Origin of the sequence: Planctomicrobium limosum (genome assembly GCF_051465645.1) — a bacterium.
Taxonomy (GTDB): Bacteria; Planctomycetota; Planctomycetia; order Planctomycetales; family Planctomycetaceae; genus Planctomicrobium.
This window is the reverse complement of sequence record NZ_CP195790.1, coordinates 2,582,303-2,606,245: the sequence shown is the minus strand read 5'-3', so window position 1 is coordinate 2,606,245 and position 23,943 is coordinate 2,582,303. Positions and strand designations below refer to the sequence as shown.

Below are 23,943 nucleotides of genomic sequence, written 5' to 3'. Positions count from 1 at the left end.
CTGCGAACTGAACGTCTCCGCCGGCAGTTCGTCCTGCGGTGTGCACCCCGTCCCCCGCTGCCAGTTCTCAGACGATTGAGGCTCAAGACCTCAATCGTCTGAAGACCTGAAAACAGGTGAACATCTGGACGCTCCACTTTCCGGATGAAATTCCCCTCCCCGTCAATCGCTACGTTTTTGGACTGATGTCTACATCATGGTGATGAGGGACGTTGCGGGCTCCGGTCCAGATGGTGGAGATCTCGCCGATGTGCTGGGCGAGGCTGGGGGTGTGGACGAGGTAGGTTCTGCCCGTCTCCAGGCACCAGCGGCCGATCACGGAGTCGATGTTCCGTAGTCCTTCCGCTGGACCGTTCAGACGATGTTCCTGTACCTTCAAATCGCAAAGCAACGCCCGTGCAGAAGCGGCGGGCAGGATATAGGCAAGCGCTCCGCAACTCTGCCAGCCCCGGTTTTCGACATGAAATCCAACATTTCGGTTCGTGGCATAATGGTTGGGACAATAGACGGAAATCACGCCCGCCTCCGGGCTGGGCCAAAGCGACTCTTCGAGATATCCCCGCAGCCCTTCCGAAAAGAGGACATCATCCTGGCACATGAGATAGGCGTCGGCCCGCGGTTCCCGCAGCACCAGTTCCGCCAGCCCCAGACACCAGTTTGGAAACGCGCCCAACTGCTTGTCATGCTGTGTGATTGGCAGGTGTTCGAACTGGGTGGGGATCTCGGTTCCCGGCTCCGCAAAAAGGCGAAGAGAACTCCAACCGGCGGCAATCAGACTGGTGAGCGATCGCTCCAGCGTCGGCTTTCGACGTGGGGCTGTCGTCATGCCCACAGCCCAGTCTGGGCGGACCTCCTTTAAAACGGGAGGAGGTAGCGATAACTGGAATCCGTTCGAGTGATCGGAATTGAAATTCCCCGAGGCGCGTGGAGAGGCGGCCGGCCGCACCGGCGCACCGCGGGGCCGGAGGTGCATATTGTTTAAGAGTGGCTCTGAGGCACGCTCGAACAAAGGCCGCCAGCCTGCTCGGTGTTCTTCTTGGAGAATCCGCAGCCGCTCCTGAAACCAGCCGGCCCGACGGGAACTTGCATTCGAGTCGGAGTTGAGCCGATTATCGCGGCAGCCCCACAAGTCGGGATGGTCTGGGGGATGCGGTGGGCAAAAACTGCGAATCCCCTCCATCCGCCAGGCCCGGGCTCCCAGCTCAATATCTTCTCCATTCAGGCCGGTCGAGAGTCGTTCCGCAAATAATGTGTGGATCCACTGCGGCCGGAGAAACCATGACTGTCCGACATAGTCGACTTCCTCGGTTTCAGAGGACGGATGAAGCCAGCCCAGCCGGTCTCGATCGGTATAACTCTGCAGGCTGCGGAGCCGGGCACCGTGCGTTCCCAGGATGCCGGGACACTTTGCGAATGTCCGCACACAGTTCTCGAACCATCGCAGTCCGGGAATGGCATCGTCATCTAAGACCGCTACGAAATCGGTCGGCATCATCAGCGCCGCGGCAAAACGGAAATGATAGAAGCTGTTGGGGGTGCATTCGATCACCCGGTCAAATCCCGCACATTGGATCTCGTGAGAGAGTTCCAACGACGGTTCCTGCACAAAACACCAGATCTGTGACGGAGGCACGCTCTGGTTGCGGATGGCGGAGAGCTGGTCTGCCAACGCATAGGGACGTTTGTAAACAGTCAGTAAAGCGCCGATGCTCGCCATGGCCCGCTGCTGTCCTTTCAAGAAGTTTTCACCGCTATCTAAATCACCGGACGTCCCGGGACTTCTCTGGTGATGACGAATGCTGCTTCAAAAGTTCCCCCAGCGGTACCAGAGGCGAGGTCAGGAGGAATGGCGGGGGGACGGCTGGGCACATCGCACAGCATGATTCGTCTTCCCGGGCCACAAACTCTGCCAGTTCCTCGTCGGTACAGCTCGACGATAAAGGCTGATACGCCAGATAAGGATCCCATTCCGGGCCAATGTGGTGTCGTTGCCGTTGCATCGGTAGGTACGCCAGCGGTGGACATTTCCAGAGTTGTCCTTCATGCAACTGCACACACCACCGTGCCCGGCAGTGCTCCCAGCTGGAGCGAGGGGCGTTATCAGTGAATGGCTTCATCTCCGATCCCCAGCCGTGATAACGTCTTGTCCAAGTCGATTCCGAAGGGCGCCAGCGCACTTGAATGCCGAACTCCCGTTTCCATTGATCCATCAGGAGCCGCACCGGTTCCAGCCTTGCTTCGTATTCCATCGAGTCGAAATGAATCGAGATGTGAAGTTCTACGTTCGCGGCAGCCAGTTCATGTGGCAAATCGGGATGATGCCGGGAGAGCAGAAATCCATTCGTGACCATGATCAGCCGGGCTTCCTGCCAGTGAGCCCGGGCCAACTGAACGATGTCCGCCAGGTGCGGGTTGAGCGTCGGTTCTCCTCCCAAGAGCGAGACTTGCCCCGGCGAGAGCCGCCGACTCCAGATGCCCAGCCATTCTTGCACCTGCTCGACTGAAAGCAGTCCGGTATGTCCCTGGTTGCTGTAGTGGTCGCAGCTTTCACACGTCAGGTTGCAACCATGAGCCACATGGAGTTCTAGGTTCTGCAACGGGATGATCAATGAAGGCTTCCCACAACTGACTTTCGGTCTTGCAAGCGGTCAAAATCTTTTCCGACATGAGTCAGAAAGGAGCGGCAGTCTGAAAAGCTCTTGTCTGCAGCACGAGCAGAGCCCGGGCGTCAACGTGCTCCCCCAGAAAGTTACAGCTGGTTCGGCTGGGCCTCGCCGGCTGATTCGGCCAGATGGAAGAGGTCTCTCCAATATGTGCAGCCAGGGATGGAGAATAATAAAAGACTTTCCGCCCAGTCTGATGAGCCCATTGACCGACAACCGCGTCGATATTGCACAGGCCACGGCGGCGCCCTTTCAGCCGATGCTCGACCACCTGCGTATCCTGCAGGATCGCCCGGGCTGAAGCCGCTGGGAACAGGTACGCAAGTGCCCCCACCAAACCGAAACCTACCGCGACTTCATGCGGCCCATAATCGGGAAGCTGCTGTTTCGCATGATAAATCGACGGGCAGTACAGGGAGACCAAGCCTGTTTCTTTAGCCGGCCAGAGATCCTGTTCCAGAAATTCCCGTACATGCTGGCAGTAAACGACATCGTCCTGGGACAGAAAATAACAGTCCGCCAGAGGATCCAGCAGCACCAACTCCGCCAGTGCCAGATACCAGTTCGGCCAAGCCCCCATACGTGACGCCCGCCGAGTGACCGGTAACCCCGCTGGAACCGGCGCCTCCGGCTCCGCAAAGATCCGAGGACGCTCCCAACCCGCCCGAGCCAGACTCGCTAAGCATCGCTCAAGAGTCGGTCCCCCTCGAGGAGCCGTCGTCACCCCCACAGACCACCGAAATTGTTGGTCAGAGGAGCGTAGTAGATGACTGGGAGGAATCGCTGTTGTTAATGAAGAATCACGAACCACATGAGCAATATTTTGAAACGGAACGTCAGGCGACTCTGCAAACAGGCAACTCCGACAATACTCTGGAGAGACCTGCCGCTGACACACATCCACGCGAGCGTCGTGACAGTAATATCGCCCTGGCTGGACGGAAGATTCAAAACGTGAACGACAGGGAGCAAATTGCACGGAACGATCCTGACGCAAAAGCCTCGGAACGGTTTCTGAACAAACAGTTTTAAAGGGAAACTCAATTCTCCTAATGCATTGTCAACTTCAAAATTTAGGGTATGTCTTAACGAAAATTCCGACAACTGAGGACAACTTCGCGACCATAAATCCAAGCCCAGGCAGGGTACTAAGTTCTAAAATCAGAACCGGTAACATGAGGAAGGCCTCTCAGAAAGAGACCTCAGAACGTCAATGATTTGTTTTATGCTCTTGCAAATGTTTCACGCTGAGCGAGACGAGCCGGAATGTCGGCCAATTTCGAAATGTCCGTTAAAGGCCACATCTCGATGACGTTGAACTGTATGCTCTCCTTGTCTCTTCAACCATTCACTTGGAGAACCAAACAATATTCGTACGTCTCGAATTACACGGGAATCGCGAAGCCTGATAGCTCCTCATCTGCGGAATCTGTGGATTACACCGGATTTAACACATCTCCAATTCGATAATGAATGCACATTTAGAGGCCGGGTAAGACATAGGCATGTTATGGATACACCCCATCGCCCTGTCAACCTATTAGCAAAAATTGATTAAGATTTCGAGGGACCACAAATCGGCCAAGAGTATCGATATCGGATTTGCCCACAGGCCGTCAGTCCGGCTATTTTGGTGAATACCGAGCGATGGATTGAAGAGGAGCCTGCAACGATCGCGTTTTTAATGGATTTTCCCCGGGGTTCCGCTGGCAGCAAAAATGGAATCGGTGAGCCAGGATAATTTGTCCGATTCTGCGACAGTCGCAGGATTAACCTCGGCAATACGGAGAAAGCCATTCGCAATTTCTTTTCAGTTGCTGTAATCATCTATCGAATTGCTTGCTGGGGGGGCAGCCAATTCTGAATCATATTAAAGCACCAGGACGGATAAAAACCATTTAGGCCTGAGTCATTGACGAGGAAGAAGGTGCAGAAGTGTCACGATCCCGACTCGTGATTCCTATTTCCGATCCTGTATTCCTGCCAATTTTCCCAGTGAGGGTCACGATGCCGACAACTCGTCAACAAGTTTCCACCAAGGAGATCGAAGAATGGGCCTGAAATCATCGCGAATCGACTTCGTTACCTTCTGTGCCCCGCCGTCTCGAAAGAACTCGTGTGGGAGCATCAGAAACCGGCTGCTGATTGCAACATCGCTTCCATCAGAGTGACGTGTCATACACTATGTTCATTGTTTTCTGGCGGAGTTTCTCGATTCAATCCTGGCCCAGACACATTCGCCTGCGAAAATTCTAAATTAGGAGCTCCACTGAACCGGAGTGAGTGTTAAGTGGCTTTGGCGAGCGCATGTCGCATGTCGAGGTAGTGGTAGGCCTCGAACCATTCGTAGGCTTGGTCGATCAGTTCTTTCAAGCTTTTGCAGAGGTGGTTTCGGGTGATGGTCTGGTGTAGGTGCCACCAGACCCGTTGGATTGTGTTAGTCTGTGGGGTGTATTTGGGCAGGAAGTGAATTTTGATTCGATGCCCCCATGCCTGCAAGTACTCTTTCACCGCATGCAAACCATGAAACTTGGCTTTGTCGCAGATGACGTGAGTCATGCGGTAACCTCTGAGCCCGAAGCGCAGCTCGTCCAGATGTGCCAGAAGCTGGTCCGTTTTTCTCCTCCAGCAGGGACGACTGACCATTAAGGTCCCGGCTTGCCAGATGAGCTAGCCTGCGACATGGCACTTACGGTTGTTCCCGGGGGTGACGACCTCTGCCTGCTGACCTTTCTGCATCCACATGCTCCCGAACTTGGGATTGAGGTTCAGATCGATTTCAACCTGAAGGACGTCTACGGCGTATGGGGAAAGATTCCCCAGAAGCCGCTCAATTCGCTGGAATTTCTCAGCGTAGTCGGGGGCAACAGTACCGACTCAGGTCGAGGCCGACGCCAGCCCCCCCTCGATTCGGCGCAGTCCCCACGGATGGTTTCGCCGCTAAATCGCAAGCCGGATTCAAAAGCCAGCAGGTGAGCGAGCGTTTCACAAGTCCATCGGGAGCTAAAATAGACAAAGTCCCGGGGACTGTGCTCAGTGCCCCAGCGCAGAACCTTCATCATCCAGGCCGGAACGCGACGCTGCAAAGCCTGTTGTTCCAGAATGCCGGAAGTTCTTCCCTGCGCAAATACATTGAGCGTCTGCGAGATCAAACCGAAACTGAAAAACAGTACATCCTTGATCTGCTGCCAGTTCAAACCTTTCTCTTTGACTCGCATCACATGAGCGCTGCGGGAGATGTGACCATCGCCTCCGAAGCGGTAAGTCTGCAAAAGCATCTTGCGTTCTTCGGCGGTGAGCTGGATACTGCCATCCATGGCTTGGCTCTTCTGGAAGGGAAGTGGTGGCACCCCTCCTCAACGTAGACCAAGCCTTTTTTGTTCCTAGACCAGTTGAAAACACCACTCCAGAAACGATGTGGAGCTATTTAGCGGCCTCCATGAGAATGCTTTCCCAGGCGAGGGACATCCAGCGGGAAGTATGATTGCTGAGAATCCAGTCCTGATTTGACGAAGTGCGAGCCTGGTGGAGTGGTCCCAGTGCTTCCTGGATCCCATCCGCCAATTGTGCCGGGGACGGATTGAGCGGGACGAAAACCGCAATACCGGAGTGTTTCCGGTCCAGTTCTGGACCGTCGCCGACAGGTGTCATTACGACGGGGAGACCGCAGGCCAAAGCTTCTTTCAGGACCAGCGGTGCCCCTTCATTGTGCGAAGCAATTACCAGCACATCCAGAGCCCGATAGACATCACCGATCGTCCACGGCGTTTCATCCCCGGCAAACGTCCAGACGACTGGCCCCGCCTGAGACTCGATCTCTTCCACCTGTTGGCGACCGACTCCAATTGGAAAACCTTCCCGGCCCAGTCGACACTGAGGTCCACAGGCCACAAAACGCATTCCCCGAATGCCTCTTTTTCGGAGTTCCGCGATCGCTTTAGGGACAATCGTTGGATTTTTCTCGCCAGACCAGCGAGCGACAAATCCAATCGCGGTCTCTTTGGTGGAGAGATGCCAAGCTGCTCGAAGGTCGTCACGGGACATGGCGGACCGTCCAATTTTCGCCAAGTCCACGGAATTCCCGATCACAACGGAATCCTGTTCCCGGCCGGGAGGAAGAGTGACCTGGACAGCCTCTCCCACACAAATAAACCGGTCCACATAAGGGGAAGCCATTCCGGCAAATTTCCGCGAGTACTCGCACTGACCATGAATACAGAAGACGGCACCAACATCTGGACGCTTCTCCCGGAGATCATGCAACAGGTCAGAGGTATCTCCCCAGGCGTACACAACGTCGATATCGTCCAGAAAGGAGTCCAGAGCCGCGATTGAAGATTCCCTCCGGTCGACATTGTTCGCATGCAGTGCCGCGTGAGACGGCTTTGCGAGACTCCCACGGACAGGCATTTCGTTCAAAAGCCAGGCGACGATCTCAGGGTCAGAGAACCGACCTTCAGAAATCACGGTACCAATCCACTCGACATGTTTCTGGTGACGGACAAGCATTTTGAAATGAGCCGACACTCCGCCATGATTCAGATGGGACGTCAGGAACAGGGCTCGCGTTCGTGATCGGGCCGGGCGTGAGGGCAATGCGGCTTTCATCCGGGCTCCCCACAGCCCTCCTGCGGAGAGGGTCGAATTTGATTCGTGACGTCGGTATTTCACTTCCGCATCGGCCTTGTCGAACTCCCACCCAGCACGTCGCAGTTTCTTCCAGGTCTCCCAGTCTTGACCGAGCCGGTTGCAAAGGCTGAAGTCTTCCAGGCCGGTCCCACCCAGAGATTCCAGAGCTTCCCGCAGGATCAGAGAGTTGCCAATCATGCAGTTCGCCTTTTCGATGTCTGTACCGGGCGCGTTGGGATCAGGCCTCCAGGAATTTCGCGCATCTCCGCTGGAATAAGAAGTGAAGCCGAAATGCGTGACGTATCCCGTGACGGCTGCGAGTCTGTGCCGCGCCTTCCACGCCCGCTGCTGCATGACCGTCATTACTCTTTCAAGATAAGTTGGGGTCATCAGGTCATCGGCGTCAAAGAAGACCACGTAAGGCTGGCCCGTCAGCTTCATTCCCAGCCTCCGCGACAGATAGACGTCACAGGCATGATGTTCGACCGCACGCACATCACGGCCTCGATATCGATCCGCCACCAGTACCGATTCATCAGAGCAGTGATCCAAGACAACCAATATTTCTGTCGCTGGCAAAGTCTGGGTCAGAATCGAGTCCAGGCACTCGGCCAGAAACCTGCCGTAGTTGTGGCAGGTGACGATCACACAAATGCCGTCTTTCTCGATCGGCTGCTTTATGATGTGGCCACGCGAATCTATCACTAAAGGAGTGACAGGATGTGAAGCTGTCGAATTCCGCTGGCTTCTGGCCCACTCTTCAATCTGCCTGGTGGAAAACCGTAGACGAGGGGACTGCATTATGAATCTCGCTTAGGGTGCAATGGAAGTCAGAGGAGAGACAGGACTCAGAAGCTGGGCTGCGCTATAGCCTAGCAGCCTATGGAAAAACGCACACACAGAAATGTCAATACTACCTGATATTCCAGATTCATTGGAAAAAGTCGGCCAGACATTTCTGTCTGACCGAGACTCAGTTGTTTTTCAACAAGCTGCTAGAGCGTCTTTCATAACCGCCTGAGTGTAATGAGAGCACAGGCTAGCTGGATCCCCCCCGTGTAACGCAGCATCGTGGTTTCATAGCGAATGATCGTTCTCCGGAAATTGTGCAGCCAGCTGTGAGTTCGTTCGACCGTGTAGCGACGCTTGTATTTGCGAACGGATCGTCCGTCCTGAGTCGGCTTTCTCTTCCGGCCTTTGCGATGCGGGCAGACCAGCTCAATTCCACGCTCTTCCAGTCGCTTCCGGAGAGGGTCACTATCTGCAGCCTTGTCGTACAATAGGTGTTCCGGGGCTCTCCCGAGAATCTGTAGGTTGTCCAGCAGTGGCTCGATCAGCTTCACTTCTGTTGGCAGCTGCGAAGTAGACACCCAGAGGCGTTCCTTCGGGATCGACGATGTCGACGACCTTGCAGCCTTTGCCGCACTTGGTGTTGCCGACTTGATCCCCCCTTTTTTGGCTCGAACGAACCAGGCATCCGCAGCTGCTTCTTTCCAGTCGATCCCCTGCAGGTCTTCCAGCTCCATCAGCAGCGAATACCGCAGCCCTTCAAAAATGCCCCAACGCGTCCACTCATCGAACCGTCGCCAGCAGGTGCTGGGAGAGGGAAAGCATTTTGGTAACTTTTCCCAATGGCAGCCTGTCAAAAGTACAAACAAAATCCCTTCCAGGCAGGCCCGCTGGGAGTGGGGAGGCCGTCCTCCCTTGGGCTGCGAGAGCGGTTCCAGGATCAGATGTTTGATGCGATCCCATTACGAGTCCGAGAGATACGTGTTGCCAACGAGGTCAATCTTCCGTGTGCATGGCATGAGCGAAACTCCTTTCGCCCAAACCGGTACGCAACTCGCTTGCCAATCAGAGTTATGAAAGGCGCTCTAGCTTTTGAATATCACTCCGTCCAGCTGCCGGCAACGCATCATTTCTGCCGGTTTTGGGATATTCGGAGCTTTTTAGGGCCGCGATCAAAATTAGTCGTTAAGTGAACACTTTTAATCCGAGAACGGATCGGGACAAGATTTATTAGAGATTCTTAATAACGAGCCGGTTCCGATCCTGCAAGGAAATTGGAGGCTGCTTGCAAAGACATCGTGAACTTCGTTTGCCTCACTACAGCCGTGCAGTTTTCAGTCCTTGTCAATTCCATGCTGCCGAATAGCAAACCCGGGCAAACTAGCAGGCTGCTGAAGAAGTTGTCATTTCCTTGTGAGTAGGGTTATTTTCGGTTCATTTTGGTTCGAGCGGAGTGTCCCTGTTGTGGAAATGCTATGTTTTGTCGGCCCGGTTCTGGTGGGAGACGGGCCACTTCTGCTTAACTGGTTGGGGCCAGGCTTCTCATGCGGATCAGGTTGTACGTAGCGGCCCCAGTTCCAGTTGTTGTCTCAGTTTCCAGCGGCCCACCGTGCGGCAACGGTCCAGTCCGGCGATCCCTTTCAGCCAGCAGAAGCATTCCTCCACCTTCTTCCGGCAACGCTGACTGAGGCGGTACGCTTCCTGTTCCATCCGCTCTTTCATCCCGCGGCGGGCCTGAATGCCTGGAATCCGTTTCGCTTCCCGAACCGTCTGCACGTCCACCGGAGGTTTCACCAGCGGAATGTGCGGCACAATGCCACGCTCTTCCAGACTCTGGAAAAACGTTCCATCGTCATACCCTTTGTCGGCTCCCAGTGTTGTGGGAATCAGACCGTGAGTCTGCTGCAGGGTGTGCAACAGTTCCTCCGTGGCCTGACGTTCGGCGGTGCCGCTGGCCTGAGTGGCGGTGATCCCCAGAATCAGCCCATGCCGGTTTTCACTCAGGACATGCCCCATGTGAGAGAGCTTGGCTTCCTGCCCGGATGACTTACTGTACAGGCGGGCCTCCGGATCGGTCTGGCTGGCATGCTTCTGATTACTGCGTTTCTGACCGTGAAAATCGATCTCGGGATTGCGAGGTTTGAAGTTGTTGGAATCCTGTCGTTCTGCTTCTTTGGGCCGAAAACTTTTCGCCGAAGCCAGACTTTCAATCAGTGTTCCATCCACGGAGAAATGCTCGCTGCACAGCCCTTTGGTCAGAGCATCGAAGACGACGGCATCAAAAAAGGCTCTGGTCAGTCCGTGCTCTTCCAGACGCTGCCGGTTCTTGGTGAAGGTGGTCGCATCGAACGCCGCATTCCCGGGGTGCAGGTCCAGAAACCACCGGAACAGCAGGGGGAGAAATCGTACTCGTCCAATGCAAACACAAGCACTGGCTTGTCTGGAAAGTCGGCGTGAAGGTCATCCGCGAACTGCTGGGATTAGTGACGAGCGAAGCCGCTCAGGCGGAAACCCGGCAGACAGTTCTTGAAATTAGATGTAAATCGTTTTTGCCAAACAAGAAACGGCTCACGGCCAGTTGTTGCGATGAGTCGTTTGTACTTCAAGTCGGGATGACAGGACGCCAATTAAACTTTTCCTTGCGGGAAGCGCCGACCTGTGTCGTGAAACCGCCGTTGTCCACGAGATGGAGGTTGAGTTGGGTGCGGTCCCTTTCGCGCGAGATTGATTACAGAGATGCAACGCACACTCGGTAAGTCGCTTCTCTCTTTGATCTTCGTCGCCCCGCAAGGTTTTGCACAAACTGTACCCTGTTTCGAAATTGGCTGTTTAGACGAGAATTTCCTTCACCACATTTCCATGCACATCCGTGAGACGGAAATCTCGCCCGGCGTAGCGGTAGGTGAGGCGTTCGTGGTCTAGGCCCAGCAGGTGGAGCATCGTTGCGTGCAGGTCGTGGACATGGACTTTGTTCTCAACTGCTTCATACCCGTAGTCGTCCGTCGCACCGTGGCTGAATCCGCCTTTCACGCCGCCGCCGGCCATCCATAAGGTAAAGGCCTTGTGGTTATGGTCGCGGCCATCACCCCCTTGAGCGTGTGGAGTACGGCCGAATTCACCCGTGCAGACAACGAGTGTGTCCTTGAGCAGATCACGTTGCTTCAGATCAGTGAGTAGTCCAGCGATGGGCTGATCCACGGAGGCTGCGTTCGCCTCGTGGCCGGTGCTGAGATTGAAATGCTGGTCCCAGTTGCCACCTGCAACTTCCACAAACCGCACCCCTGCTTCGACTAGACGGCGTGCAAGCAGGCATTTGCGACCGAAGTCATCGGGGCTACTGTTAAATTGACTTCCTCCTCCCCCTCCACCAGGACCGCGTCGACCACCACTTCGCCCCCCATCGGTAATGCCATAGAGCGCCTTCGTCGCAGACGATTCGCTGGAGAGATCGAGAACGCCAGGCATTTCCATCTGCATCTTGAAGGCAAGTTCGTACGACTCGATGACCCCCTCGACTTCGGCGTTCACGACATCCTGTGCGAGCGTTTCGCGATTCATCGCCTGGATGAAATCGAGTGCTGCACGTTGTTCCTTGGCTGGCATCTTGCTCGCCAGATTGCGCACCGTGGCGGACGCAATCGGACGCTGGCCGGAGCCAATCCGAGTGGCCTGGTAGATCGCAGGCAGAAAAGCACTGCCGTAATTTTGTGCGCCACCGACGTCACTGGGAGGGGAGAGCGTGACAAATCCCGGCAGGTTTTCATTCGCCGTGCCGAGACCGTACACCGTCCAAGCGCCGAGCGATGGCCGGATGAACTGTGCGACCCCGGTATGCAGTTGCAAGAATGCCTGCGGATGGGCGGGGAAGTCGGTCTGCATTGAACGAACTAGGCACAGATCGTCCGCATGTTGTGCCACATTTGGGAACAGCTCCGAAATCCAGAGGCCACTCTGTCCGTGCTGTGTGAACTTCCACTTTGAACTGAGCAATTTCGTTCCGGGACGTTTCCCGGGTTTGCCAGAGTCAGCGGCGAGCTTCGGCTTGTAGTCAAAGGTATCCACATGTGACGGACCGCCGCGCATCGTGAGAAAGATGATGCGTTTGGCCCGCGCAGGGAAATGTGTCGACTTTGGAGCGAGCGGATTATCAGCAGCCAACGCCGACCTCGCCGCCAGTCCTGCGAATGCCAGCCAGCCAAAACCGCACGAGGCGGTCTTGAGCATTGTACGGCGGGAGATGTTCTGGGGAGCAATACTGCCCTGTGTCATGAATTGATGAGTCATTTTCGAAACAGCCTCGGAGCAAAATAGTAGAGATCGTTCATCCAGACTTTGGGCTCATGCCCACCAGCGTTGATGCAGAAGACGTACGGAACTCTTCTTTCCGTCAGGAAAGTTCCGGTGTCCACCATTGTTTCTCTCATCAGACCGTCCCGGTCGCCCACAGAAAGCCAGAGAAACTGTGGTTGTCGTACGGATAACGCGAGGTCTAACTTCGCACGATCTGACAGCCGTCGCGTGCCGCTGCCGGAGAACGCTCCAACCCATGCGAACTCGGTGGAGTTTGTTAATCCTGTGTTGAGTGCCAATCCTGCTCCCATCGAGAGTCCAGCGAGTGCGCGATGTTTACGATCAGCAATGACGGGAAGGTTTCATTCAACATAGGGAATCAGATCATTCAGCAGTACGCCGCTGATTGCCATGTTCGCACTCGCTCTTCCTTCACGATTACTATCTTCTCCGCTTTTGTCTTCCCGACCGCGCGCCGTAACGGACAAGCTCGACGGCATGACGACAACCATTGGCACAAGCTTTTTGCTGGCGTAAAGGTTGTCCAGGATTGCATCGGCGTGAATCTCCTGCACCCATGTGTTCTCGTCGCCGCTTGCGCCGTGGAGTAGATAGAGAGCCGGGTATTTCTTCTCTTTGGAGAAACCCGGTGGCGTGTAGACGCTCGCACGGTATGTCTCGCCTGTCGATTTCGTCTTGTATTCGAACGAAGTGACTTTGCCGCGCTCGATGCCGTCCCGCGCCACATCGAATCCAGAGGGCGCGTCGGGTTGATTCGGGGTCAGTGAAACTTGAGGGCGACTCGCTGCAGGTCTCCCCATACGGGGGCCTCGGGGAGAATTGGGAGCTTGCGCAAAACCGAAGGATGGCATTGAGCAAAGTACGATCAGCGTCATAATTTGTATGTGCATCGTATTTAATCCAGGAAACGAAACTCTGCACTGGCAAAGAGTGCGAGCAAGAAGGTGCTCCACGCTTTTTCGGAAGAGTTGCCGTTGGAATGTTGTTGATTGAGGAATGATTTTGCGGTCTGAACTTCCTTCTTCGTGGGCTGCCGGGAGAACGCCAGGGAGTATGCCTGGGAGATTCGTTGATCTGTGTTCGTTGAAGATTTTGCACCAAGTCGTTGAGCAAACTGATTGGCTTGCTGAATGACGAAGTCGTTGTTCAGCAGGTACAGCGCCTGTGCCGGAACATTGGTTTGCTCACGGGCTCCATTGACGATGCTGGCCTCTGAGTAATCAAAGACCGCCAGTGCATCGGGAAGTAGGTCACGGGCGATCGGGAGATAGACGCTACGATAATTCGCAGTGGCATTGATGAAATCATCTTCGTTAATGCGGACGAATCCACCCGTACTGCCGATGGGGCCTTCCCCCGCGAGCGAGACGATGGAACTGACGGGCGGCTTCAGGTTCAGTTGCCCGCTGGCGGCCAGCATCGCGTCGCGGATGCACTCGGCATCAAGACGACGTTTTGAATGTCGCCATAGAAGAGTGTTCTCTGGATCTGCTGCGAAGTTTTCCGCGTCGTAAGTTGAGTCGAGTTGATAGGTGCGACTGAGCACAATCTCGCGAATCGTCGTTTTCATTGACCAGTGGTTCTTGACCAATCGTGTTGCGAGATGATCGAGCAACGCCTGATTCGCTGGTAATGCCCCCATCGTGCCAAAGTTATCGACAGTCGTCACCAGACCTTCACCGAAGAGCCAGTGCCACATCCGGTTTGCCATCACACGTGATGTGAGGGGATGACGTTCGTCGACGATCCAGTCAGCAAGTTGTTTGCGCCCACTGGTATTCAACGGGATCGTTTGGCGTGGTGAATTGAAAATCGCCGTTGGAAAACCGCGCGGCACGCGATTGTTGGGCTCGTTCATTTCCCCACGTTCGAAGAGTGGGCTATCCGCAATCGATTCGAAGCCACTCGGCGGCCGGACCCCGGAACTCCCCTTGATCTCAACCACTTTTGTTGGTCGCATGGGTTCGGGGCGGCCTTTGCCTGCCGGGCGGTCCTGGACTCCCATACAGAACGCCTTTGCGTTTCCCTGTTCGTCGAAGGCATTGAGACGGTTTTCCGAGTCCGCCATTCTGCCAAGTGCGATCTGCACCTGGATGAAGAACTGTGGACCGCTCCCGCCTCTTGGGCCGCCCATGCCACTACTGCTCTCCATGCCACCCTTTGGGCCACTCATGCCGCCTCTGCCGCCTCTGATTGCCCCTCTTTCTCTGCTGCCACCAGCTTCCCCGCTCTCGCTGGGACTTTTACTGGCGGGGCCAGAACCGGTACGCGGGCCGGAACCGGGAGTGCTACGTTGGGCCATGAGATCGTCGTAGCGGCTTTTTGCAGCGGCGAAGTCGGCTGCCAATCGCGCCCGTTCCTGAGGTGTGATTTTTGAGTGAACAGTCGGCAAACCCGCTTCTTTCGGCAGGGTGATGACGTCGCGTTCCTGATTATTTTTGGGTCCGCTCAGCGTGCCATAGCTCACTTCCGTCGACAGGAAAATTCCAGCCAGTGCGTAGTAATCCTGCTGTGAAATCGGATCAAACTTGTGATCATGACAACGCGCGCACGCCACAGTCAGCCCAAGGAATGCCTGTGTTGTCGCGTCGATCTGCTCATCAGCTAAATCGAGTTCAAACTGTCGCGGTGTGAGTTCGCCCAGGTTTTTCGGTCCAATGGCCAGGAACCCGGTTGCGACCTGCTGTTCGGCTTTGACTTTCGGATCTTTTGCCTGAAGTAAGTCACCAGCGATTTGCTCGCGGATGAATTGGTCGTACGGTTTGTCCTTGTTGAACGCCGAAATGACGTAATCGCGGTAACGCCAGGCATGCGGAAAGGAGACGTTCAAATCCTTGCCCGTACTCTCTGCATAGCGGGCCACATCGAGCCAGTGCCGCCCCCAGCGCTCACCAAACTGCGGGGAAGCCAGCAACTCGTCCACGATTTTTTCAAATGCCTTTGGACTTTTGTCGGCAACGAAAGCTGTGATTTTCTCTGGTGCTGGTGGAAGCCCGATGAGATCAAAATAGACGCGACGTAGAAGGGTGACCTTGTCCGCATCTTCAACGGGTTTCAGCCCTCTCTCCTCCAAGCCCGCAAGTACGAAGCGATCGATGTCCCCTCTCGGCCAGGCCGTGTTTTTTAGCTCGGGCACTGTGGGGGGGCGCAGCGGTTGAAAGGCCCACCAAGATGTCGCAACCTGAGGATCCCATTTCTTCGACGATTCGACGATTGCCGCCTTGCCATCGCGTGGATCAGGAGCCCCCATTATCACCCACTGCTCAAAATCCGCGATCACTGCATCCGGAAGCTTTCCACCGTGCTTCTCTGGTGGCATTGCTGTTTCTTTGTCGGTGTATCGAATCGCCTCAATGAGCAGGCTCTTCTTCAAATCACCCGGTACAACCGCGGGGCCCGTATCTCCCCCGCGCCGGATCCCCTCGCGCGTGTCGAGCACCAGTCCACCCCGAATATTGCTCGAGGTCTCCGCATGGCACTGGTAACACTTATTGACCAGCACCGGTCGAATCTTGGACTCAAAAAACGCCATTTGGTTGGGCCGGGATTCCGACTGCGCTATTGCCTGAGTGCAGACGCTGAGAAGTGCAGCCACGGCAAATGCAGGGTAGCTGGTTTTCATGCGGTGATCCGAATTTGGAAACTGTTCGAAAGGGATTCTTTCTCATTGACTCGTCCTGATATTACGGCAGCGAACCTTTTGAGAAGATGAACGGAAAAGAAAATCGCCGAATTGTCACAACGCCAAATTTCATCAAACCCAAAGGTGAGGCGGTCGCAGTTTCACGCTAAGATGATGAGATGCGCCTCCTCATCGTCGAAGACGAAGCTGATCTCCTCCGCAGACTGACGCAGGTTCTGCGTCGGGAAGGCTATGCCGTGGACACAGCGGGAGACGGCGACACGGGGCTCGATAAAGCCCGGGAGAATAACTACGACGCGATTCTGCTGGATGCCATGTTGCCCGTGTTCGATGGATGGGAGCTATTGACGCAGTTGCGAAAGACAAAAGCGACGCCAGTTTTGATGCTCACGGCCCGTGATGCCAGCCAGGATCGTGTCCGTGGTCTGGACTACGGTGCAGACGATTACGTCTTAAAGCCGTTCGATCTGCCGGAACTGCTCGCGCGAGTGCGTGCTTTAATTCGTCGAGGAGCTGTTGCCGCCAGTGCTAGGCTGGATTTTGGTGAAATCATAATCGATACCGCACAACGTTGCGTGTGGCGGCATGGTGAGGTGGTACCGCTGTTGCCGAGTGAATACTCACTGCTGGAATACCTCGCGCTGCATCGCGGTGAAGTCGTTTCCCGCACGACACTTTTCGATCATCTTTTTGATGAGAACGACGACACTCTCTCCAATCTGCTCGACGTGCGAGTTTCCAACCTGCGTCGCAAACTCGGGCAGACTTTCATCATCACCAGACGCGGCCACGGATATGGCATCGGTATCGAGCCATGAAACAGCTGCGTTCCATTCGTGTGCGTTTACTCGGGCTCATCGGGCTCCTGCTGCTCATCACACTCTCGGGGTTTGGCTATGTGGCATGGCATCGGGAAAGTGCGGCACGGATAGCCGCAGTCGATCGTGACCTTCAGGAACGCCTGAACTTGCTCATCAGCGCCTACCGGCCCGGTCGCGGGCAGCGTCTAGAGGAAGTGAGCGAGCCTCGTTTTTCGACCCGTGCTCGAGACCTTTTTGCCAATGAGGGGAGCGAGGCGTTCTATTACTGGGTGTGGTTGAGCGATGGCCGTGTTCAAGGACATGCTGAGCATGCACCGCAAGTGGAGTTTCCAGTGCGAACACCGGAAGCGAAAACGCTGCGAATGCGCGGAACGTTTCGGGAACTGGTCCATTTTACGCCCACTGGCCGTTGCTTTCTGGTGGGGCGTAGCATTCATCTCGACCGTGCAGCGATGCATACGGATGCCACATCGCTCATGACCTTCGGCTTGGGGATCCTGTTGGTTGGCCTAGCACTCGCATGGTGGATCGCGTCTCGGATGACACGCCCTCTTGTTGAAGTCAGTCAAACCGCCAGAAAAATTGCTGCTGGCGATCTCTCACAGAGAATCCACGTTGGCAACGCTGATGACGAACTCAGCGATGTTGCCAACGTGCTTAATGAAACCTTCAGTCGCCTCGAAAGTGCATTCGCCCGACAGGTTCAGTTCACTGCCGACGCCTCTCATGAACTCCGCACGCCGGTTGCGCTCATTTTGGCCCATGCTCAAGGCGTGCTGCTACATGAACAAAGTCCCGCCGAATATCGTGAGGCACTTGCCGACTGCGTGCAGGCGGCGCAGCGGATGAAGACGCTGATCGAATCACTGCTCGACCTGGCCCGCTTCGATGCTGCTGCCGAGCCGATAGATCGCCAACCCTGTGATCTTGCCAACTTGGTACGAGATTGCACGAAACTCCTGCGCCCCCTGATCCAAGCGAAACACCTGCACATCGACCTTGATCTCCAGCCCGCATCCAGCCACGCCGACCCCGCGCGTCTGACGCAAGTGATCATCAACCTGCTCACCAACGCCATCCATTTCACTCCAGCTGAGGGAACAATCACCATCCAGACACGACAGGATGGCACGGCCCGTTTCTCCGTCGGTGACAGCGGCCCCGGGATCGCTCCTGAACAATTGCCACACATCTTTGAACGATTCCACCGTGCCGATGTTTCACGCGCCCGTGCCACCGGCGGCACCGGTCTCGGACTGTCCATCTGCAAATCGATTGTCGAAGCCCACGGTGGAGAGATCACAGTCGAGAGCAAGTTTACGAAAGGCACCACATTTACGGTTCTGTTGCCAGCCAGTCCGGATTGACACCGAACGAGGCGTAGAATGCCTTTTCGTCGAGAAAAGGTGAACAACAGCATTCTCCAGCTTGATCGGCGAAGGGCCGACGTTGACAGTGTCGGGGATAAGTCCACTTTGAACAACGAGAATGGTCTCAGACATCGATCAGGCTGGGCGGAGTCGTGTTTGCGCCTCAGGTTCGGCCGGTTCTGGAACGAGCGCGACGAACACGAACAGAGCGCCGCAAGCGATCGCTGGAAACATCAAAAAAACGGCGTTGTATCCCCATTTGTCGACGACAAGACCAGTCGAGTAATTACCTGCTGCTCTCAGGCCAATTGCGGTCGCAATGACTCCTTGTTCCAGATTGAACCGCCCGCTCCCTTTCGTGAAATCAGCGACCATCAGAGTCGCGACCACTCCGGAAATTCCCTTTCCCACGGCATCCAGAACTTGAATTGTGATCACCCATGGCTGCCACGACGTTCCCGGCATGAAAGCAGGCTTCGTTTCGCCCCACGCGCTGCGGTAATCGTTTTCGTCCTTTGGTAGCGATGAAAGGGCAATTGCGAAGTGGGATGGGATTTTCCGGTGTGGGCGTTTCATATCCTCTTCTCACAGGAGAACCGCAGCATGCGTTTTCTTGGGATCGATCAACATACCCGAGAATCGACCGTTTCAATTCGCGACCAGGCGGGGGACGTCGTCTTGGCACGTCAGGTCTCCACGCAACCGGAGAAAATTCTCGAGTTCTTCGATCAGCTCACGCGGCGTTGTGTACAACTCGAACAACAGTTCATCGCTGTCGTCGAACTCTGTGGGTGCAAGGATTGGCTGTTTCGGATGCTCCGTGACTATCGGTGCCATAAGGTGATCTTCATTCAGCCGAAAGAACGCAAACGCTGTAAAACAGATCGCCGCGATGCAGCAGCCCTCAGTGAGTTGCTCTGGGGCATCCGTGATGAAGAGACGGGTATTGTCAACCGTACTCGAAAGATGCTCGGAGTCGCAGCGTCGCCCTCAGGATGATATGGGACACTTTAATCTAAAAAAAGAGAGAGACTGCGGCCGCCCTGGGGCGACCGCAGTCTCTCTCACATTCTTCCGTCAGGATGAAGTGACAGCGTTGACGTCAGGGTTGCTCGCTATGTGATCGCTTCGTCTCAAGTGATGTCCAATGTTCGTGGGGTTCCCCGCACTTTAGTCTCCCTTGTTGTCCTTGCTGGCAAATCCCGCTTATCGGATTGGTTCCGTTCCCACGGTCAGTTCACTGGCGAGGAGGTTGAGGGTGAGGTTTTGGTCGTTGGGGAGGTGTCTGAGCCATCTTGTGAACTGGTGGAGCATCAGGGCGGCGGCGAGGCTGGCGCAGTAAATCGTGCTGCGGGAGGTGCAGCTGCCGGACTGGGCCTGAGCCTGGGGGAACAGGGTGGTGGCATAGTGCTGTCGGGAGGACTCATCCGTGGCGGTGAGAACCCGCAGGACTTCGCCGAGCATGCGGCCATCGCCCCAGTACTCGACCTGGTGCTGGCAGCTTCGCCAGATCGCCGCCCGGGCGCTGATCGAATCGACGCAGCAGAAGACGACGGTGCTGGTCTCGTGACGGGAGCGGAAGCGATCGGCGACAGTCTCGACATGGAGCTGGGGATCGATCCGCCAGAGGAGGGCCGCAGTGGCATCGACTTTGAGAGATCCCAGATCTTCCTGGAAATAGCCCTGGGTGGTGATGTTGGTCGGTTCCACGTGATCGGGATCGATCAACTGGATGCGGCGGGCACCGCTGGCGGCCAGTTGCAGGGCAACCTGCCGGCCGATGGCACCGACCCCGATGACGGTGAGACGGAGACTCTGGAGTCGGGTGAGGGGGACCAGATCCTGCTGCCGCAGGAAACGATCTGTCATGAGAGGCCTTTCCAAAGACTGACCGCCTCATCCAGGAGAGAATTCTCCCGGATGAGGCGGTGATGAGTGAGTGATGTGTAGCAGTTAATTCGCAGTGGTTTCGAACAGGTCGTTCGTGAAGAACTCCTCGAACGGCGGTTCTGGTCTGTCGCGGAACAGCTCCTCTTCCTGCACGGCGTCGCAGTACTCCTGTTCCCACTGCGGGAAGTCCGCTGCCGGGAAGGGACGCGTGAAATCCACTGCAACCTGCAGCGGGAGTCGGGCGGGACCTCCCCGTTGCCAGTGCAGTTCGGCGAAGGTGGCCCCTCCCCGGGCAAGGATGAACATCACCGCCCAGTCACAGCGCCCGAAGCAGCGTTGAAACGTGCGCCGGTCGACGGTGCTGGGCCGGGGACAGTCTCCGGGATGGGTGTGAATCCAGATCCGGCCGAACTGGTCGGGACGGCGTCCCTGGTCGACCTGAGCTTCAAAGAACTCGGCGACGGCGGTGTCATCGAACTTGACGGTGACGGCAGTGCAGCGCTGCTGTACCAGCTGGATGTCCTGAACACAGAGACTCTGGTCAGGGTCCGTGATCCCGAAGCCTCCGACTTCGGTCGGTCCGAGATCACGCAGGCAGTGGAGCTTGGCCCAGGCGGTGGGGGTAAAGGTCAGGGTCGGTCGCGGGGACCGTCTCCCCCGGGGCCGACGGAGGTGGCGGCGGAGCAGGCGTTTGGTACGGAAGGTCTGTTTCGTCATCTTCAGGATCCTGTTGCAGGTCATGGCAAGGGCCGCAGAGAGCGTCCGTCCGACAGGAGGGACAGATCTCCTGGCCACAGTCAGCACACGATTCCAGGCACCCCGCACAGTGCGGTTCCTGACAGTCGGTGCAGCGTTGTTCGCAGGCAGAGCAGAGGGAGTCACCACACTCCCGACAGGAGGTGAGGCAGTCCTGACAGGAGCGCTGCTCACACCCCACGCAGGGCGTGAGGTCTTCGGCCGGACAGGGACCGCCGCAGTCGGCGCAGGGGAGACCTTCCCAGTCAGCGAGCTTGGTGTAGGCACTGCCAGGGTTGTAGGTGTGGAGCACCTGATTGATCTGGAGAGCAACATCCCCCAGTCGTCCCTGATCGAGCGCGAGTCGGATCGCTTCGCGGGCCTCCCCTTCACAGAGGATGCGGTCATGGACATGCGGGTGGGTGGTTCCGGGGGAGTCTCCGGCAGGGTGCGGCTCCAGAGCCAGGACTTCGTAGGGGTGAGTGAACGACAGCTGGGTCCAGTCGAGCCGGATCTCGAAGGGGCCCAGTTCGATCCTTTCCAGGATCACCGGTTCGGTGATGACGCTCACCGTCTTCTCCGCGAGGTCATAGCGAACCTCGGGGAACTCCTGCTCCAGGGCCAGCAGTTCTTCGTACAGGGACCGCAGTGGGGGAGGTGGGGAGCGGCGTGAAGTCTGACTGAGAGCGACCAGCGCCCGACAGCGGGAGCCGAGCATCTCGAGCGTCTGCAGGTAATGTTCCTGAAGCCGTTCCTGAGTGGCCGGCAGGGACCGCCGCTCACAGAGCTGCAGCTGACGCCAGAGCGTCGCGAGTCGCTGCCAGTGCTCGGTGGGAGGATCAGGAGCGGTTGGTTTGCGGGAACTGTATTCATAGTGCTGGTGCAAGGCACACGCCACCCGTAGACGGGTGCGGTGGGTTTGGGACATGACACAGTGATCTTTCGGAATGCAAAGACAGCCGATCATCGACCGGCTGTCGCGTTTAAAGGGTTCGTCAATGAATCACACTGGGAGGGCCTCCCGTCAGGGTGGCCCGGACCACGTCATTCTGCACCCTGAACGAGGCCCGACAGGGCTCCTTCGATGCGGGTGGGAGTGAGGGAGACGCGGTCGCCCGGCTGCAGGACATAGTCCGACGGGGCCGGCTGGCGGTTGACACGAATCAGGTAATCGCCTGGAGAGGCAAGGGGGAGACGATCGGAGAACAACTGGGCGAGCGTGGTCTGCGGTGCAATGTCGATGTGGTCGGCGAAACCGCCGCCATCGTTGTTGAGAAACAGGATCTTCATGAGCGGTCTTTCGTCAGGGAGGAAGAAAAGGGAATCAGGAGACAGTTCCTGATCCCCGAGTAAGAGAGACGCGGGTACCGGACTGAGCAAACTGCTCTGCTCTTAGCGGCGGCGGAAGCGGATGCCTCCGGTGCCAATGGCACTCAGCAGCAGGAGGAGCAGCAGGCCTGCGAACAGCGTCCAGGACTGGGCGAGATAGGCCACCGTTCCGGCCACCAGCAGGCAGCCGTTCACAGTGGCGACATTCAATTTCTGTCGAGCGGACATAGGTCCTTTCTGGTCAGGAGCGGCGGTACCGGAACGGGAGATGAGCAAGAGCCCCTCCATTCCGGAGCAGTTCCAGCTGATCCCAGTCGAGGAACCGGGGTTCCCGCTGGATTGGTTCCGGCAGCAGCGGGACGAAGCCCATCCGGGAGATGGTGGTGACGCTCTCTCCGGTGGAACGGGCGATGGAGCGGTTGAGATCACGTTGACGCATGAGACAGGTTCCTTGTGAAAATGAGGTGAGCGCAACAAAAAACTCCCCAAGCGGGGAGTCGTGACATGCAGCAGGGACTTCGAATACCGTCAGTACTCCTCGGGGAGGAGCAGGGTGGTGACGGAGCGATCCGCTTCGGTGATGATCCAGAAGCGGACACCGGCAGCGGAGTGGTAGACCGACAGCAGCCGCTCATCGTCGAGGAGGGACTGGTCATTGGCGGCAGCATCAGCCGGGTCGCAGTCTCCCCAGTCACCAGACTGATGTCGGGCCAGGGCATGCTGGACCTCGGCGGGGGTGAGCACGTCCAGAACACCGGGAGTGCCGACGATCTGACCTAAGGGGAATCGGGGAGCACGGACAGCAGTGGAGTCAGGGGGCATGGAAGGGCCTTTCGCAGCAGCAGGCAGAGGGAACAGACGAGCCGGTGCATCCCATAAAAAGACCCCGGCAAACAGGACGCGGGTGGGTCCTCTCTGCCGGGGGGAACGGGATGCTCCGGGGCACTCTCGATGCAATGCGATTCGCATCATGTATTATGACACGTTTAGGCCCTGGATTTAGCGCAACGCAGACGGACCAGCGGAGGCCTACCGGAAGGCCGCCCGGATGCCGCTCAACATGCCAGCCAACGGCACTTCAATTCCTATTTCTCTTTTTTCTTCTCATTCCTACATCATGTATTATGACACCAATCAGCCCGATATTTAGCGCTCGCTCCCCACGGAAATGACCTGACAATCACAGCCGCACCGGAAGGAAACGCAGACCGGTTGCCGAACGCAGACATTAATCCCGGGAATAAAATTCACTGTCAGGGAAGACTCGACGTGTTCGCATCCCCACACGTGAAGAAACACCCGCAAACCGCATTTCTCAACGGAAAGCTCAGCGGGTTTCGATCTTCTTCCAGAGTCTGCTGAGAGGGATCTCCAAGGCATCCGCCAGCTGCTGAGCCACGCGAATGCTCACCTGGACCTTGCCCAGTTCGATCGAGCTGACATAGGTGCGGTGCACCCCTGCCTGAACAGCAAAGGCTTCCTGAGAGATTCCCTGCTTTTCTCGTTCGGCGCGGATCGCTTTTCCAAAGCGAATCTCAATGGGTTCCATGCGTCTGTGCGGTCGATCTGAAGGAGCGTTGCCGGTGACGGGGACAGCTCGGCACCCCAGCAACAGTCACTCATCCTGCACGCTTGCACACCATTGATCTACAGAGTATCGTGTGACAGACGATCGTCTACAATGACGGAATCCGCTGCGGGCGAAGAAGGCGGCGTTCGATGGGCTGGGCGTCAGCAGGGGAAGCGGTATCGCACATCCCTTT

The 23,943-nt window shown here is 56.6% G+C and carries 25 protein-coding genes; 4 read left to right on the top strand and 21 right to left on the bottom strand.

Going from position 1 to position 23,943, the window contains the following annotated elements; genetic code table 11:
* Positions 1-169: 169 nt before the first annotated feature.
* The 3 genes from SH527x_RS09765 to SH527x_RS09755 all read right to left on the bottom strand — a co-directional run bounded on the left by SH527x_RS09765 (position 170) and on the right by SH527x_RS09755 (position 3,387).
* Positions 170-1,717 carry a hypothetical protein gene (locus SH527x_RS09765; RefSeq protein ID WP_437194472.1) on the bottom strand — a complete coding sequence of 516 codons (1,548 nt, stop codon included), beginning with the start codon at positions 1,715-1,717 and terminating at the stop codon, positions 170-172.
* 43 nt (positions 1,718-1,760) lie between these two features.
* Positions 1,761-2,609, bottom strand: coding sequence for a radical SAM protein (locus tag SH527x_RS09760; protein ID WP_437194471.1), 849 nt, complete (start codon positions 2,607-2,609; stop codon positions 1,761-1,763).
* A gap of 61 nt (positions 2,610-2,670) precedes the next feature.
* Positions 2,671-3,387 (bottom strand): hypothetical protein, encoded by a 717-nt coding sequence (locus SH527x_RS09755; protein WP_437194470.1) that lies wholly within the window; start codon positions 3,385-3,387, stop codon positions 2,671-2,673.
* 68 nt (positions 3,388-3,455) lie between these two features.
* On the opposite strand from SH527x_RS09755, the gene SH527x_RS09750 reads away from it, so the two are divergent.
* Positions 3,456-3,695 (top strand): hypothetical protein, encoded by a 240-nt coding sequence (locus tag SH527x_RS09750; RefSeq protein ID WP_437194469.1) that lies wholly within the window; start codon positions 3,456-3,458, stop codon positions 3,693-3,695.
* Positions 3,696-4,949: 1,254 nt separating this feature from the next.
* On the opposite strand, the gene SH527x_RS09745 is transcribed toward SH527x_RS09750, so the two are convergent.
* The 9 genes from SH527x_RS09745 to SH527x_RS09705 form a co-directional block, all read right to left on the bottom strand.
* Positions 4,950-5,309, bottom strand: a complete 360-nt coding sequence (locus SH527x_RS09745; protein WP_437194468.1) for a transposase — start codon at positions 5,307-5,309, stop codon at positions 4,950-4,952.
* Positions 5,310-5,458: 149 nt separating this feature from the next.
* Complete coding sequence (locus SH527x_RS09740) at positions 5,459-5,980, bottom strand: hypothetical protein (protein WP_437194467.1); 522 nt, start codon at positions 5,978-5,980, stop codon at positions 5,459-5,461.
* A 106-nt stretch (positions 5,981-6,086) separates the two neighbouring features.
* A complete protein-coding gene (locus tag SH527x_RS09735) occupies positions 6,087-8,093 on the bottom strand; it encodes a glycosyltransferase (RefSeq protein WP_437194466.1) in 2,007 nt (668 codons plus the stop codon).
* A 206-nt stretch (positions 8,094-8,299) separates the two neighbouring features.
* Positions 8,300-9,034 carry an IS5 family transposase gene (locus tag SH527x_RS09730; RefSeq protein ID WP_437194612.1) on the bottom strand — a complete coding sequence of 245 codons (735 nt, stop codon included), beginning with the start codon at positions 9,032-9,034 and terminating at the stop codon, positions 8,300-8,302.
* Positions 9,035-9,632: 598 nt separating this feature from the next.
* On the bottom strand, positions 9,633-10,451 hold the full coding sequence (locus SH527x_RS09725) for an IS5 family transposase (protein WP_437194611.1): 819 nt from the start codon (positions 10,449-10,451) through the stop codon (positions 9,633-9,635).
* A 459-nt stretch (positions 10,452-10,910) separates the two neighbouring features.
* Complete coding sequence (locus SH527x_RS09720) at positions 10,911-12,365, bottom strand: DUF1501 domain-containing protein (protein ID WP_437194465.1); 1,455 nt, start codon at positions 12,363-12,365, stop codon at positions 10,911-10,913.
* Complete coding sequence (locus SH527x_RS09715) at positions 12,362-12,721, bottom strand: alpha/beta hydrolase (RefSeq protein ID WP_437194610.1); 360 nt, start codon at positions 12,719-12,721, stop codon at positions 12,362-12,364. The genes SH527x_RS09720 and SH527x_RS09715 overlap by 4 nt, the downstream gene beginning before the upstream one ends.
* A 12-nt stretch (positions 12,722-12,733) precedes the next feature.
* Positions 12,734-13,192 (bottom strand): alpha/beta hydrolase, encoded by a 459-nt coding sequence (locus SH527x_RS09710; protein ID WP_437194464.1) that lies wholly within the window; start codon positions 13,190-13,192, stop codon positions 12,734-12,736.
* A 95-nt stretch (positions 13,193-13,287) separates the two neighbouring features.
* On the bottom strand, positions 13,288-16,014 hold the full coding sequence (locus SH527x_RS09705) for a PSD1 and planctomycete cytochrome C domain-containing protein (protein ID WP_437194463.1): 2,727 nt from the start codon (positions 16,012-16,014) through the stop codon (positions 13,288-13,290).
* Between the two features lie 179 nt (positions 16,015-16,193).
* Here SH527x_RS09705 and SH527x_RS09700 point away from each other — a divergent pair, with 179 nt between their 5' ends.
* Positions 16,194-16,853, top strand: a complete 660-nt coding sequence (locus SH527x_RS09700) for a response regulator transcription factor (RefSeq protein WP_437194462.1) — start codon at positions 16,194-16,196, stop codon at positions 16,851-16,853.
* Positions 16,850-18,223, top strand: coding sequence for a sensor histidine kinase (locus SH527x_RS09695; protein ID WP_437194461.1), 1,374 nt, complete (start codon positions 16,850-16,852; stop codon positions 18,221-18,223). Before SH527x_RS09700 ends, SH527x_RS09695 begins: the two co-directional genes overlap by 4 nt.
* A 138-nt stretch (positions 18,224-18,361) precedes the next feature.
* Here the strand turns inward: SH527x_RS09695 and SH527x_RS09690 are convergent, their stop codons facing one another.
* The gene (locus SH527x_RS09690; protein ID WP_437194460.1) at positions 18,362-18,802 is read right to left on the bottom strand and encodes a hypothetical protein; all 441 of its coding nucleotides are present in this window, start codon (positions 18,800-18,802) and stop codon (positions 18,362-18,364) included.
* Between the two features lie 27 nt (positions 18,803-18,829).
* Between SH527x_RS09690 and SH527x_RS09685 the strand changes: the two genes are divergently transcribed.
* Positions 18,830-19,225, top strand: coding sequence for an IS110 family transposase (locus tag SH527x_RS09685; protein ID WP_437194459.1), 396 nt, complete (start codon positions 18,830-18,832; stop codon positions 19,223-19,225).
* A 207-nt stretch (positions 19,226-19,432) separates the two neighbouring features.
* Here the strand turns inward: SH527x_RS09685 and SH527x_RS09680 are convergent, their stop codons facing one another.
* The 8 genes from SH527x_RS09680 to SH527x_RS09645 all read right to left on the bottom strand — a co-directional run bounded on the left by SH527x_RS09680 (position 19,433) and on the right by SH527x_RS09645 (position 23,729).
* Positions 19,433-20,095, bottom strand: coding sequence for a ThiF family adenylyltransferase (locus SH527x_RS09680; RefSeq protein WP_437194458.1), 663 nt, complete (start codon positions 20,093-20,095; stop codon positions 19,433-19,435).
* 84 nt (positions 20,096-20,179) lie between these two features.
* Positions 20,180-20,422 (bottom strand): hypothetical protein, encoded by a 243-nt coding sequence (locus tag SH527x_RS09675; RefSeq protein WP_437194457.1) that lies wholly within the window; start codon positions 20,420-20,422, stop codon positions 20,180-20,182.
* Between the two features lie 280 nt (positions 20,423-20,702).
* Positions 20,703-21,779: a hypothetical protein gene (locus SH527x_RS09670; protein WP_437194456.1), complete on the bottom strand. Its 1,077-nt coding sequence runs from the start codon at positions 21,777-21,779 to the stop codon at positions 20,703-20,705.
* Between the two features lie 116 nt (positions 21,780-21,895).
* Complete coding sequence (locus SH527x_RS09665) at positions 21,896-22,141, bottom strand: MoaD/ThiS family protein (RefSeq protein ID WP_437194455.1); 246 nt, start codon at positions 22,139-22,141, stop codon at positions 21,896-21,898.
* A 102-nt stretch (positions 22,142-22,243) separates the two neighbouring features.
* The gene (locus tag SH527x_RS09660) at positions 22,244-22,408 is read right to left on the bottom strand and encodes a hypothetical protein (protein ID WP_437194454.1); all 165 of its coding nucleotides are present in this window, start codon (positions 22,406-22,408) and stop codon (positions 22,244-22,246) included.
* 13 nt (positions 22,409-22,421) lie between these two features.
* On the bottom strand, positions 22,422-22,619 hold the full coding sequence (locus SH527x_RS09655; protein ID WP_437194453.1) for a hypothetical protein: 198 nt from the start codon (positions 22,617-22,619) through the stop codon (positions 22,422-22,424).
* An 89-nt stretch (positions 22,620-22,708) separates the two neighbouring features.
* Positions 22,709-23,152 (bottom strand): hypothetical protein, encoded by a 444-nt coding sequence (locus SH527x_RS09650; protein WP_437194452.1) that lies wholly within the window; start codon positions 23,150-23,152, stop codon positions 22,709-22,711.
* Between the two features lie 355 nt (positions 23,153-23,507).
* Positions 23,508-23,729, bottom strand: a complete 222-nt coding sequence (locus SH527x_RS09645) for a helix-turn-helix domain-containing protein (protein WP_437194451.1) — start codon at positions 23,727-23,729, stop codon at positions 23,508-23,510.
* Positions 23,730-23,943 lie beyond the last annotated feature (214 nt).

Bases quoted from the DNA above. Each gene is read 5' to 3' on its own strand.
- SH527x_RS09765 (WP_437194472.1), bottom strand. From the start codon at position 1,717: ATGGCGAGCATCGGCGCTTTACTGACTGTTTACAAACGTCCCTATGCG.
- SH527x_RS09750 (WP_437194469.1), top strand. From the start codon at position 3,456: ATGAAGAATCACGAACCACATGAGCAATATTTTGAAACGGAACGTCAG.
- SH527x_RS09745 (WP_437194468.1), bottom strand. From the start codon at position 5,309: ATGGTCAGTCGTCCCTGCTGGAGGAGAAAAACGGACCAGCTTCTGGCA.
- SH527x_RS09740 (WP_437194467.1), bottom strand. From the start codon at position 5,980: ATGGATGGCAGTATCCAGCTCACCGCCGAAGAACGCAAGATGCTTTTG.
- SH527x_RS09735 (WP_437194466.1), bottom strand. From the start codon at position 8,093: ATGCAGTCCCCTCGTCTACGGTTTTCCACCAGGCAGATTGAAGAGTGG.
- SH527x_RS09720 (WP_437194465.1), bottom strand. From the start codon at position 12,365: ATGACTCATCAATTCATGACACAGGGCAGTATTGCTCCCCAGAACATC.
- SH527x_RS09710 (WP_437194464.1), bottom strand. From the start codon at position 13,192: ATGGGGAGACCTGCAGCGAGTCGCCCTCAAGTTTCACTGACCCCGAAT.
- SH527x_RS09705 (WP_437194463.1), bottom strand. From the start codon at position 16,014: ATGAAAACCAGCTACCCTGCATTTGCCGTGGCTGCACTTCTCAGCGTC.
- SH527x_RS09700 (WP_437194462.1), top strand. From the start codon at position 16,194: ATGCGCCTCCTCATCGTCGAAGACGAAGCTGATCTCCTCCGCAGACTG.
- SH527x_RS09695 (WP_437194461.1), top strand. From the start codon at position 16,850: ATGAAACAGCTGCGTTCCATTCGTGTGCGTTTACTCGGGCTCATCGGG.
- SH527x_RS09690 (WP_437194460.1), bottom strand. From the start codon at position 18,802: ATGAAACGCCCACACCGGAAAATCCCATCCCACTTCGCAATTGCCCTT.
- SH527x_RS09685 (WP_437194459.1), top strand. From the start codon at position 18,830: ATGCGTTTTCTTGGGATCGATCAACATACCCGAGAATCGACCGTTTCA.
- SH527x_RS09680 (WP_437194458.1), bottom strand. From the start codon at position 20,095: ATGACAGATCGTTTCCTGCGGCAGCAGGATCTGGTCCCCCTCACCCGA.
- SH527x_RS09675 (WP_437194457.1), bottom strand. From the start codon at position 20,422: ATGTTCATCCTTGCCCGGGGAGGGGCCACCTTCGCCGAACTGCACTGG.
- SH527x_RS09670 (WP_437194456.1), bottom strand. From the start codon at position 21,779: ATGTCCCAAACCCACCGCACCCGTCTACGGGTGGCGTGTGCCTTGCAC.
- SH527x_RS09665 (WP_437194455.1), bottom strand. From the start codon at position 22,141: ATGAAGATCCTGTTTCTCAACAACGATGGCGGCGGTTTCGCCGACCAC.
- SH527x_RS09660 (WP_437194454.1), bottom strand. From the start codon at position 22,408: ATGTCCGCTCGACAGAAATTGAATGTCGCCACTGTGAACGGCTGCCTG.
- SH527x_RS09655 (WP_437194453.1), bottom strand. From the start codon at position 22,619: ATGCGTCAACGTGATCTCAACCGCTCCATCGCCCGTTCCACCGGAGAG.
- SH527x_RS09650 (WP_437194452.1), bottom strand. From the start codon at position 23,152: ATGATGCGAATCGCATTGCATCGAGAGTGCCCCGGAGCATCCCGTTCC.
- SH527x_RS09645 (WP_437194451.1), bottom strand. From the start codon at position 23,729: ATGGAACCCATTGAGATTCGCTTTGGAAAAGCGATCCGCGCCGAACGA.